The sequence below is a fragment of the Ezakiella coagulans genome (assembly GCF_003096635.1).
Lineage (GTDB): Bacteria > Bacillota > Clostridia > Tissierellales > Peptoniphilaceae > Ezakiella > Ezakiella coagulans.
This window is the reverse complement of sequence record NZ_QEKV01000004.1, coordinates 1-11,158: the sequence shown is the minus strand read 5'-3', so window position 1 is coordinate 11,158 and position 11,158 is coordinate 1. Positions and strand designations below refer to the sequence as shown.

12 protein-coding genes are annotated in these 11,158 nt (G+C 34.5%); all 12 read right to left on the bottom strand.

Annotated features, from left to right (window positions below; translation table 11 throughout):
* Window positions 1–412: 412 nt before the first annotated feature.
* A complete protein-coding gene (locus C7381_RS03895; RefSeq protein ID WP_165803587.1) occupies window positions 413–1,237 on the bottom strand; it encodes a nucleoside hydrolase in 825 nt (274 codons plus the stop codon).
* 1 nt (window position 1,238) lies between these two features.
* Window positions 1,239–2,159 carry an ABC transporter ATP-binding protein gene (locus tag C7381_RS03890; protein ID WP_116479964.1) on the bottom strand — a complete coding sequence of 307 codons (921 nt, stop codon included), beginning with the start codon at window positions 2,157–2,159 and terminating at the stop codon, window positions 1,239–1,241.
* Complete coding sequence (locus C7381_RS03885) at window positions 2,147–2,932, bottom strand: ABC transporter permease (protein ID WP_165803586.1); 786 nt, start codon at window positions 2,930–2,932, stop codon at window positions 2,147–2,149. The genes C7381_RS03890 and C7381_RS03885 overlap by 13 nt, the downstream gene beginning before the upstream one ends.
* On the bottom strand, window positions 2,916–3,776 hold the full coding sequence (locus tag C7381_RS03880; RefSeq protein WP_116479962.1) for an ABC transporter permease: 861 nt from the start codon (window positions 3,774–3,776) through the stop codon (window positions 2,916–2,918). The genes C7381_RS03885 and C7381_RS03880 overlap by 17 nt, the downstream gene beginning before the upstream one ends.
* The gene (locus C7381_RS03875) at window positions 3,752–5,029 is read right to left on the bottom strand and encodes an ABC transporter substrate-binding protein (protein ID WP_116479961.1); all 1,278 of its coding nucleotides are present in this window, start codon (window positions 5,027–5,029) and stop codon (window positions 3,752–3,754) included. Before C7381_RS03875 ends, C7381_RS03880 begins: the two co-directional genes overlap by 25 nt.
* A 46-nt stretch (window positions 5,030–5,075) precedes the next feature.
* Entirely contained in the window at window positions 5,076–5,507 is a 432-nt protein-coding gene (locus C7381_RS03870; protein ID WP_245893736.1) for a C-GCAxxG-C-C family protein, read from the bottom strand.
* Window positions 5,508–5,511: 4 nt separating this feature from the next.
* Complete coding sequence (locus C7381_RS03865; RefSeq protein ID WP_245893729.1) at window positions 5,512–6,483, bottom strand: heterodisulfide reductase-related iron-sulfur binding cluster; 972 nt, start codon at window positions 6,481–6,483, stop codon at window positions 5,512–5,514.
* Between the two features lie 9 nt (window positions 6,484–6,492).
* A complete protein-coding gene (locus C7381_RS03860) occupies window positions 6,493–7,179 on the bottom strand; it encodes a TIGR04283 family arsenosugar biosynthesis glycosyltransferase (RefSeq protein ID WP_116479960.1) in 687 nt (228 codons plus the stop codon).
* A gap of 15 nt (window positions 7,180–7,194) precedes the next feature.
* Complete coding sequence (locus tag C7381_RS03855) at window positions 7,195–7,890, bottom strand: TVP38/TMEM64 family protein (RefSeq protein ID WP_116479959.1); 696 nt, start codon at window positions 7,888–7,890, stop codon at window positions 7,195–7,197.
* Window positions 7,856–8,575, bottom strand: a complete 720-nt coding sequence (locus C7381_RS03850) for a TVP38/TMEM64 family protein (protein ID WP_116479958.1) — start codon at window positions 8,573–8,575, stop codon at window positions 7,856–7,858. Before C7381_RS03850 ends, C7381_RS03855 begins: the two co-directional genes overlap by 35 nt.
* Before the next feature lies 1 nt (window position 8,576).
* Window positions 8,577–10,028: a TIGR04282 family arsenosugar biosynthesis glycosyltransferase gene (locus tag C7381_RS03845; RefSeq protein WP_116479957.1), complete on the bottom strand. Its 1,452-nt coding sequence runs from the start codon at window positions 10,026–10,028 to the stop codon at window positions 8,577–8,579.
* A 125-nt stretch (window positions 10,029–10,153) separates the two neighbouring features.
* Window positions 10,154–10,879, bottom strand: a complete 726-nt coding sequence (locus tag C7381_RS03840) for a rhodanese-like domain-containing protein (RefSeq protein ID WP_116479956.1) — start codon at window positions 10,877–10,879, stop codon at window positions 10,154–10,156.
* Between the last annotated feature and the right edge of the window lie 279 nt (window positions 10,880–11,158).

Below are 11,158 nucleotides of genomic sequence, written 5' to 3'. Positions count from 1 at the left end.
TATTTTTATTATACTATTTTTTACACTTTTATTCAAATTTTTTAGACTGAAATGTTTCAATGTCATTATAAATCATTTTGATTGATTTATAATGACATAGGTTTTGCATGTGTATGTTTTTGTGGTAGAAAATGAGGTGTAAGTGGATGATTTTCTTTTTGTGTACGAAAAAAGCATTTTGTGGAATAAAAATTATGTTGGTGTATGAATTTTAGTAAAAGTGGATGTTTTTTGGTTCAAGTGGATGAATTTTAGTAAAAGTGATATGTTTTTTGATAAAAGTAAATGTTTTTAATGTCATATGTTTTGTATTTTTTTGTTTTTTTGTTTTAAATGCCAGCGCTTTATATTTTTTAATCCTGAATTAAAATTTTATTTTTGTGTTTAAATGTTAAGTTGAAAAAAAAGAGACCTAGCGGCCTCCTTCTTCAATGACATTTATTATATATTCCATTGCGTCAATATCTGTTACAAGCTCCGGCAAATTTACAACTGCATCGTTTCCTTCTTTTAAAAATCCTCTCGCCATATTTTCTTTTAGCTCAATGCTTCTCTTTTTATCTTCGAAAAATTCCGGATTTGTAATATAAAGTGCCGCAAGCGCATCCCAAAGCACAAGTTCCCTCTCCTGATAAATTATATCAAACTCTTCAGTCCATCTTATGAGCGAATCTTTCATATAATTCATATAGCTCGATTTATATTTCGGATTTTCAGGAACCAAATATCTGTGTGCCATGCAATTGTTTCCGGTTATGATGTTTATATTTTTAATTTTACTGAAAACGTAGTTTGTGGACAAATGGTCGATGCTGAAGTTTAGCTCATCCATAACCCGGCCCTTAAATTCAAGTTTACTTGTGATTCCGCCCATCAAAACAAGACTCTTTACTCTCGTCGGGTCCATGCCAAGTGTGAGTGCTCTTTGTGTGTTTGTGGTCGAGCCGAGCGACAAAATTATTATATCGTCTTCGGTATTTACCAAATCTCTCATATGCGTTGCAGCGTCAAGGCTGAAAATTCCACCCTTATATAGCGGAACATCAATATTTAAATCCTCAATCATCTTCTTAGACGATTCATAGACCTTGTCCTCGTTGCTGTTACCAAAAGATGTTGTTATCATTTTTACATCGACATCTTTCGACGACAAAAGATAAAGACATGCAAATGCGTCGTCAAGGTCGCATCCTCTGACATTTATCGTGCAGTCAAAATCAATAATAACTTTTTTCATCTCAGTCCTCCAATTTTGTAATTGCTTTAATTTTAACGCCCACTTTGTCTCCGACATTTCTTTTCTTCGAATCACGAACAACTAAATCTCTTTCGCCTTTAAGCTTGTATTCATAATTAATTCCGTGGTACATTGCTTCTTCGATTAAATAGTCATCGCCTTCGATGATTTCAATGTCTTTCGGTTTCACGAGCCCGTCTTCAAAAATATTTTCCTTATATAAAAACTGCGCAACACTTCTTTTGGTTGGATTTTCATATAACTCCTCAGGCGTTCCGAAGCCTTCAAATTGTCCGTCGATAAGAATTGCAATTTTATCCGAGACTTCCGCCGCCTCTCTCATGTCGTGCGTGACAAAAAGCGTTTTTATTTTAAGTTCTCTAATAATTTTAAATGTCTCGCGTCTAATATTGTCTCGCATTTGTGAATCCAAACTCGAAAACGGTTCGTCAAGAAGGAGCATTCTTGGTTTTACAATGAGACTTCTAATAAGTGCAACTCTTTGCTTTTGTCCGCCCGAAAGTTCTTCCGGATATTTATCCTTGTGCTCAACCAAATCGACGAGCTTTAAATACTTCATAACTTCACTCTTTATTTCATTTTTATCCATCTTTTGCATTTTGAGACCAAATGCCACATTGTCAAAAACAGTCATGTGATTAAAAAGTTCAAAATCCTGAAACATCATAATAAATTTTCTGTCCTTAATAGATGTATCGGTTATATTTTCATTGCCATAAAAAATATCTCCTGTAAAATCATCGATTATTCCACACAATATTTTAAGTAAAGTAGATTTTCCGGAGCCTGAAATTCCTACAACGGAAATAATTTCACTGTCGTCGATTTCAAGGTCTATATTTTTTAAAACATCTTTATCCCCATATGACTTCGACAAATTTTTTATAATTATATTTTCCATCTTTTTCTCCTTTTTATAACTCTGAGTATGAATTGAATAATTAAAATAAATAATAAATTGAGTGCAACAAAAATTAGACTCATCGCCGACGATAGCGCCCTGTCCTTTACAATTATAAATGGAAATATAACTGTGCTGTAGGTTTCAACAAGCCCGATGCCGATAATAATCGTGAGATAATATTGGCTGAACGAAAGAATAAATCCCATTGAAAGTGCTGTCAATATAAACGGACTCATTGTCGGGATTATAATTTCTGTTATAATATCTACAGTTCCTGCTCCAAGCATCTTTGCAGCAAAAATTTTATCTTCGCTTATATACTCAAAGCCCGGCAAAAGTATCCAAACGGCATACGGTATTATATATGCGAGTTGCACAAAAATTATTCCAAATGTCGTTCCTGCAAGTCCCATTTTTAAAAATACCTGTTGGAGTCCAAATCCTACCGATGTCCCTCCGATTACAAACGGCAAGAACACAATCGCCGACAAAAGCTTTTTTGTTTTTACCGTTTTTAATTTTTTAGCGAGCGGATATGCAAGTAATACGCTTAAAAAAGTTGCAGCAATACCGATGATAAAAGAATTTTTTATGCCGATTTTCACCTTGTTGTCGTTTTTAATGTATTTATACGCCCTCGTTCCATAGGTCCCCTCGATTATTTTAGGCCAAGGGTAACTTTCTTGAAAGCTTGAAATAAAGAGATTAACACCGCCAAAAATTATTAGAAATATAAATAAATATAAAATTATTCTAGAAAAAGCTTTCACTGTCCCTGTCCTCCATCCTAAGAATAAGCAAAACAGATAAAATACCAATAAGTCCGATAATAATATTTATAACAATTGCCGTCGGTTTATAAATAAAATCATTTTTTGTAAAGTCGATATAGCTCTTAACTGCAAGTGCTCTCGGCTTTGTCGGTCCAATCAAAAACGGAACCTCATAAGATGAAAACGAGAATGAAAATAGAATCAAAAATATCTTAGTCATGGAGTTTTTTATATCCGGCCAAATGATGTATTTTATTTCTGAAAAAACTCCTGCTCCCAAATTTCTCGCCGCATAAAATTTATTTATGGATATACTTTTTAATATTTGTAAAATAACAAGTCCTGCAAACGGCGCACCTTTTAAAATATAAACCAAAATAATTCCAATTGAATTTTTGTTGTAGAAGAGTTGAATCATTTTAGTCGGCTCTTCTATAAGTCCTATTTGAAATAAAATTCTGGACACAAGTCCCGTGTTTGAAAGAAAATTCAATAAAAACACAACCACAAGCATGTGTGGAATAATAACCGGAAGGTTTAAGTAAAATTCTCTAGTTTTGTCAAAAAAGAATATGCTATAAGCAAGAACCGCTCCAATGATTACAGCTAAAAATGAGGAAACGAACGAAAATTTGAGAGTAAACAAAAGACTTTCAATAAATGTTTTGTCCGTCAAGACTTTCTTATAAAAATCAAAAGTGAATTCTGTCATTCCAATTTCTTTGAAATAACCGAAACTGATAAGTAGAGATTTAAATAAGCCTCCCAGAACTATCGTCAAAATGACGATAAGTCCCGGAAGGTATAAAAATCTGCCTAGTGTAAAACTTTTTCTTCCCATATTTCTTCGATAAGTGGAACCAACTGTGCCGGCATTTCAGGAATTCTCTTTTCAGCCAATTCTTTTTGCGGCAATGTTGACTCGCCCGATGGAATTGCGTCATAGCTCTTCTTTTGCTCATCTGTCAGTTTGTCGTAATCAACAACCGGCAAATCTCCTAAAACATTCGGATCTGCTTTTGAAATTTGTGCCTCAGGAGATAGAATTTCGTTTATCATAACCATTGCAGCTTCTTTGTTCGGGCTCTTCTTTCCGATTGCAAGGAAGTGAGTATTTCCAATATTACCCTTATCAAAAACAAATGTCTTTACAGTGTCCGGGAATTTTCCTTGTGCAATAAGCATTGACGCCGTGTTCGGATTGTAGCTCATTGCGAGTAAAACTTCGCCATCAGCGAACATGTTTTCAAGTGTCGGGTTATCCGGTGGATATGATTCTCCGTTGTTCCATAAATATCCACTCAATTCTTTAAGATATTTCATACTTGGCTCAAGCATTCCTTCGAGTTGTTCTTTCGTTAAATCCTTGTTCATGAAATCTTCATAGCCTTGTATGTCGGAAATAATATTTCTTACAAACACCGAACCGGTAAAATCCGGAAGTGCTGCATATGTTATCTTGCCCGGATTTTCTTTTGCAAGTTGTAAAAGTTCTTCATGGTTTTTAGGTGGGTTTTGAATTTTTGCGCTGTCGTATAAAAATACGAATTGTGCCTTACCGTATGGTGCTTCCATTCCTTCAACAGGTTCACCAAAGTCAAATTTTACATCCGGTCCTTCTCCGTCAATGTAGTCATTGAAGTTAGGTAAGTTTTGCGTAAACGGTCCAAAAAGAAAATCATTCTTCTTTGCATTTGCAAAATTTTCTCCATTAATCCAGACAACGTCAACATTTCCGTCTTTATCCGAATTCTTTTCCGCAAGAAGAAGATTGTTGATTTCATCGATATCCATACCGACTCTATTTACTGTAACATCATATTTGTCTTTCATGATTGGAATAAGATATGAGTCAATCCATTCATTTCTCTTGTCATCTCCACCCCAACCGTAAAAGTTTACAGTTTTACCTTTTGCCTTTTCAAGTATTTCATTCCAATCGGAACTTGTTTCATTTGATGCAGTATCTTTTGCATCTGTTGCTTTTTCTGATTGAACATTTGATTGTTCATCTGTCTTTGGTGCAGGTTTAGAACAACCTACGACCATAAATAAGCTTATCAAAATTGCTAAAATAATCTTATAATTCTTCATAAATCCTCCATAATAAAAAATTATATATATTAATAAAAATTAATGCCTAATCATTTGAAAGCAGTTTTTCAAGTGCGACAATTGAAGTTTGTATTGCCTTGCCGCACACGCTTTCAAGAAGTCCTTCTTCCGCTGCTTTTTCGATGTTGTTGCCTTCCATTACTTTCATGCCCAAAAGTTCCTTGCAATTAGTCGAGCCCATTTTTTCTTTAAACTCGTTTTTAAATGCAAGCGTCTTTTTTGCAAGTTCAATTCTTTTATTAAAATCCGTTGAGCCGTATTTTAAACCGAGAACCATGTATCCCGCCGTCAATGCACCGCATTGCCCGCTCTCATACATCCCCATTTCAAACGGACACGAAATTTTTAGAGCCGTTTCCTCGTCAAGTCCTAATTCTTCCGAAAAATAACAGAGAACGGTTTGACTGCAATTGTATCCTTTTTTGCTCAATTCATCTATTTTTTCGTAATTCATCATATAACTACTTCCTTAAATTTTTAAATTTAAATCTCAATACATTTTTTCCATAACTTGATGAAGGTTCTTCTTTTAACTCCAAAATTTCAGTTAAAAAGTTTTTTACATTTTTAAGTTCATATCTGTTTTTAAATATTCCTGCACAAGAACTGCAATATGTGTACACGCTTTCGGCGTTGTGGGCATTCATCTTTTCCTTTGTTTTTTCCAAAAGATCCGGTTCTTTACTTCCCGCTCCTCCGCCAAGACCGCAACAGTTTACGTCCGTAAATGTATCTCTGTAGTCATCTATAAAATACTTAACCGATTCAAAAATTTCGTGGTTATATCTGTCACTGCACGGAAAAAACACATCCGGAACAACGTCGAGTTTTTTTCCGATACCCTTTTCTTTTAAAAACTTATAAATGTCAATGACCTCAATGTCGAGTCTCGATTTTAAAAAATGATAGCAGTTCGGGCAACAGCACACAAGTCTCTCAACGCCCTTGTCGTGACAAAGCTTTTCCACTTGTGAAATATTAGCTTTTCCGCCCGATTCATAAACCGGCTTTTTGCAACAGTCAATGCTATAGTCCATTCCAATTTCTCTACAAATCTCAATTATTTTTTCACTTGTCTTCGGAAGAAAGCCCGGAAAATTACAACCGAGATAAAGCAAATCCGTAGATTTCTTTTTGCTGTTGTTTCGAAGTTTGTAATTATTTTTCATAAACTCAGTTCTAAAAGTGCCTTTCGGTGATTTTTTCCTTAGCTCCGTTGCAATTTGTGCTCCCGACAAATCCTTCGGACAAACTGCTCTACATTTGTCGCACAAAAAACATGAATACCTGAGTTCAGGCTTTTCTATAAATTCAAACAAATTCATATCATACTTCGTCAAGAAATCGCAATTTTTCTTGCAAATATTACAATGAATACATTCCTTTTTTGTCTTTTCAATCATATTCTCATCAACAAATTTTTCAAAACCCAAAATATCACCTCATTCGGCCTTTCTGCCTTCATACTCTTCATAAATCTTTTCAATCAAATATTTTTCATCGCCTTTTTTTCTTGCACGTCTATATGTTTGTTGAAGGCGTTGCATCTTTTTATTTGTTTCCCATCTTCCATTTTCCAAGTATCTTCTAGAAGATGTGATAATAGGCAAATTTATTTGTCTAAGCGGTATCTTGTGTTCTTTTAAACAAATTGAAAGTTCATAATCCTCCATTATTGGAAGCGGCTTATATCCACCAATTTTATCAAAAAGTTTTCTAGTAATAAAAATTCCTTGATCGCCAAAGGCTATATTTCTGGAAAGAACACGATAGTTTGAACAAAACTGAAAAATTCTTTGTAAAAAATTTGTATCGTTAAACTTTAGTCTGAAACATCCCGCCTCAGCATTTGCATTTTCGATTGCAATAACGCTGTCCGGATGGACTATTGAATCAGCATGAACAAACCATAGCACATCGCCTTTTGCATATTTTGCCGCAGCATTCATTTGATTCGAACGGAAACGAGTTTCCCTAATTTTGTCAAACTCAATCATGTCGTATGTATTGTCGGAAGAAAATCCATCGCTAAATATAACCTCAAAATCGCCTTTAAGATTTTTAAGATTTTCTTGAAATCGCATAATATTTTTTTCTTCATTGTATGTTGGAACAATTATCGATATCATTTCTTCACCGACCTACTATTTTTCATGTTCATTTTTTAAGAACAATTTTGATATAATCGCAGAGATCACAACAAGTAAAAGCAAGAAGCTAAGACTGATAAAAAATTCTTTACTTCCGACATTTAAAACATTTTCACCAATATTGATAAATACAATTACTCCCGGTAAAACACCTGCAATTGTGGTTAAAATATACGGAAAAAAATTTATTTCCGTGACTCCTGAAATGTAATTTACAAGATTATAACTGAATATTGGACTAAGTCTTATTATAAAAAGTACAAGTGATAAAACCTTTTGATTCGTACTTTCAAGTGCACTTCTTAGCTTTGCACTCATGTGATTATTAACGAACTTGTGCACAAAATCTTTGAGTAAAAATCTTCCGATAAAATACATAATAGGCGTATTAATTAAAACGCCAATCATTGTATATAGTGAACCTTTAAAAAGTCCAAAAATAGTTCCTCCTGCAAGTACAATAACCGGTACCGGGAAGAAAAATATCGGAAGAATCACGAACGTTGCTACATATATAACCGCCGCCCACGCTCCATGTCCAAGAACCCAAGCTTTGATTTCTTCAAGGGTTATGTTTCTTATTACAAAAAAGCTGGCGACGGCAATTGCGATTATTACCGCAATCTTTATATAGTTCATTCGTTTTTCTTCAATACTACTTTCTTGGTTCTCTTTTTTGTTGTCTGTCATCGTAAATTTTCTTTCCGATATATGCAATCAAGCTGAGTGAGAATAGTCCGATAAGACCATACATAAGAGCTTGAGCCCCACCTGTCAATTGTCCGCCAAAATATGAATATAAAATTGTTGCAGGCAATTGTCCTAAACCTGTTGCAATAAAGAAACTCCAAAAGCTCATTGGCGTAAGTCCCGCTGCGTAGCTTACCGGGTCAAAAGGAACAAATGGTAAAAGTCTACAAATCATTATTGACTGTTTGCCAAATCTTGCAAAAAACTTTTCAACTGATTGAAGAGCTCCTTCTGTTGCAAACTTCCTAACAACGTCTCTTCCGAGAACTCTTGCAATATAAAAACAAAGTGCAGCTCCTGCCATTGCAGATGACCAAGAAAGGATTGCACCTTTCCACCATCCCCAAATCATTGAGTTTGCAAGTGTTATAAAAAATGCCGGTATTGGCGCTACAATTGATTGTAATATCATTAATAAAAATGAAACTGCAACCGCCCATGCGCCATACCCTCTAATATATTCGGCAATTTGTGCCATATCTGCTTTTCTCAAAACTCTAAATGCTTCTTTAATTCCGCTGTTAACAGCAGGAACAAACAAACAAATTAGAAGTGCTACGACGAGTATGCCGATCATTATAATTCTGTTTCTTGATTCCTTCGAAGCATTTTTTCTTTCTGTCATTTTAATTCACCTCATAAAATATACTTAACATGTCTAAAAATTCCGGACTCAAAAATTTATTAATCTTATTTAACGTTTCATCATTTTTGAGCGTTCTTTCATTTGAATATTCAACCTTCGCCATAGAGCACCATGTCACTCCTCTAAGACTGTTGAACATCAAATATTTCATAAACTTATCTCTGTCGACGTGTCTGTACTTTTCGTACATATCCAAAAACGACATCATCTCGTCGATTGAAAGAATAACATCAGTTTTCCAATTTGTGGTTGTAGGAACAAGAAAATGAGCTAAATCCTGCTCACACTCACCTATGATAGGCTTTTCCCAATCTATAATTTTAGAATTATTACCAATAATGAAATTCCTATTATTGAGCTCCGTGTTAATTATGCAAGGATTTTGAATTTCACTTTCAAGTCCCGAATTTCTCGCTATCTCCATAAATCTGTCGATTCTTTTTTCAGTTTCAGCATTTTTGCCATCCCATGACTTATACACTGAATACATGGTTACAAACTCATCATACATAGTTTGAAACGGTCTCTCTGCATAAATTAAATCTGCATCTTGTATAAGAGTATTATGAACTTTTGCTAAAAGTTCGGCAGCAATTTGAAAATCTCTATAATATTCAAGTGGTCTTCCTTCTATATATTCCATAGTAAGAAAGCCAAACGGGATAAATTTACCCTTTTCATAAAGCTTGATTGGTTTTGGTGTTACACCTGAATTCTCAAGGGCTTCCAATGCTCCAAATTCATATGCAATTTGTTTATCGCCAAGATTTAGTTGAGAAGCAATATTAATCCTAACAACCATATTGTCAATTTTAAAGTTCATATTATATTCGCCGGCACCAATCAAGCTGACATTATTGCTGTCAAATTCTGCACCAACTAAATCAACAAGATTATCAACATCTCGTATTGTAGGAAGAAGGTAATAAGATTTGTTAAAGAACTTTATCTTTTTTATAGTATCTTCCAAAACTCGCGGTGTCGAATAAATAATATCCATGAAAATATCAATCTGATTTTTCATGCCTATAAGACCATATCCACCGTCTTTTGTTGGAGAAATTACCACATCATATTCATCAAGCTTGTCAAAAGCACAATTTATATCTTCAGTTGTCAAATTGTTTAAATCAGAACCTATTAAGACAACTTTATCCGCAGTTTCAAGTTCTTGAAAAATTGCATTTCTCATGCGGCGACCCAAACCATCGCCAAATTGAAGAAGTTTCTTGCCGCCGATAAAATCAATATCATTTTTCTCACCGTCATAATAGACAACATAATCTTTTCCGGATAACTTTATTTTTTCGTAATTGTCGTTTATTAAATTGATCATTAATTCAAGGCGTTCTTGTTCACTAAGATACGGTTTTAATCTTGATTTACCAAATCCGAGCCGCGGAGCCTTTGTAAAAAATATTATTCTGTCCATCTAAACTCCTCCTTCCAATCAACAACGAATAAATAAATTGCAAATAAAAACGGACTTAAGGCTTTTGAAGTAGCAATTTTTTATTCATTAACTACCTCAAAAATCCCAAAGTCCGAATATCAATACTACTTAACTAATTCGTATCCGTCGTATTCTTTTGTTCCATCCCATGCATTGTATACTTCATAACCTTTTTGTGCAAGTTTGTCAGCAACAGTCCATGATCTGTTTCCGCTATAGCAGTATGTCAAGAATGGCTTATCTGTAGGGAATGTTTCGATATCAGCATCTGCTGTATCAACAGTTGTGTGGATAGCATCTTTCATGTGTCCATCGTTGTAATCTTTTTCATCTCTTACGTCAATAACTGTGTATTCACCTGATTCAACTCTCTTCTTGAATTCTTCAGGAAGAAGTGTTGCAGCTTTTGTCATTGTTGTATAGTTGAAATCCTTAACACCTTGTGCATTCCAAACATTCTTGAATCCTGCATCAACAAGTTTTTGAGCAGCTTCTGAGCTCTTCTTTCCTGTGTTGCAAACTGTTACAACATTCTTGTCTTTGTATGCTTCGATTTCTGCAATTCTTGAATCGAGTTCATCAACAGGCATGTTGATAGCATGTTTAACGTGACCTTCGTTGTATTGATCTGCTGATCTTACGTCTAGAACAAGATATTTTTCTTTTTCTTTGTTGTCTTCTTCTATTTTGTCAAGATCTTCACCTTTCATTTCAGCATAGCTGCCTTCCTTCGGTGCATCACCTGACGGTGCATTGTTTGTCTTGCAGCCGGCAAAAACTAAAACTAATGCCAATACTGCTGCAATTAAAGCTAAATTAATTCTTTTCATATTCAATCTACCTCCATATGAAATTCGGCTTATAAGCCTTTCGCCTTCCACGCTGCAAATAATTGAAATTCGCACCGTTTTTGACCTTCGTTATATATTATACCCAATTTTTACAAATTTATCCATAGTTTGATAATAGATATTTTTAATCAGTTTTTAAGGCTCTATAATATCTATGGGGGAGTAAAACCCTCCATAGATATTTTTATGTAAAAAAATTGCACTTATACGCAAAACATCCTATACTAAAAATAGAAACCACAAGTAAGGAGGTGCATA

Coding starts and splice junctions, on each gene's coding strand:
- C7381_RS03895 (WP_165803587.1), bottom strand. CDS start 1,237: ATGAAAAAAGTTATTATTGATTTTGACTGCACGATAAATGTCAGAGGA.
- C7381_RS03890 (WP_116479964.1), bottom strand. CDS start 2,159: ATGGAAAATATAATTATAAAAAATTTGTCGAAGTCATATGGGGATAAA.
- C7381_RS03880 (WP_116479962.1), bottom strand. CDS start 3,776: ATGGGAAGAAAAAGTTTTACACTAGGCAGATTTTTATACCTTCCGGGA.
- C7381_RS03875 (WP_116479961.1), bottom strand. CDS start 5,029: ATGAAGAATTATAAGATTATTTTAGCAATTTTGATAAGCTTATTTATG.
- C7381_RS03870 (WP_245893736.1), bottom strand. CDS start 5,507: ATGATGAATTACGAAAAAATAGATGAATTGAGCAAAAAAGGATACAAT.
- C7381_RS03860 (WP_116479960.1), bottom strand. CDS start 7,179: ATGATATCGATAATTGTTCCAACATACAATGAAGAAAAAAATATTATG.
- C7381_RS03855 (WP_116479959.1), bottom strand. CDS start 7,890: ATGACAGACAACAAAAAAGAGAACCAAGAAAGTAGTATTGAAGAAAAA.
- C7381_RS03850 (WP_116479958.1), bottom strand. CDS start 8,575: ATGACAGAAAGAAAAAATGCTTCGAAGGAATCAAGAAACAGAATTATA.
- C7381_RS03845 (WP_116479957.1), bottom strand. CDS start 10,028: ATGGACAGAATAATATTTTTTACAAAGGCTCCGCGGCTCGGATTTGGT.
- C7381_RS03840 (WP_116479956.1), bottom strand. CDS start 10,879: ATGAAAAGAATTAATTTAGCTTTAATTGCAGCAGTATTGGCATTAGTT.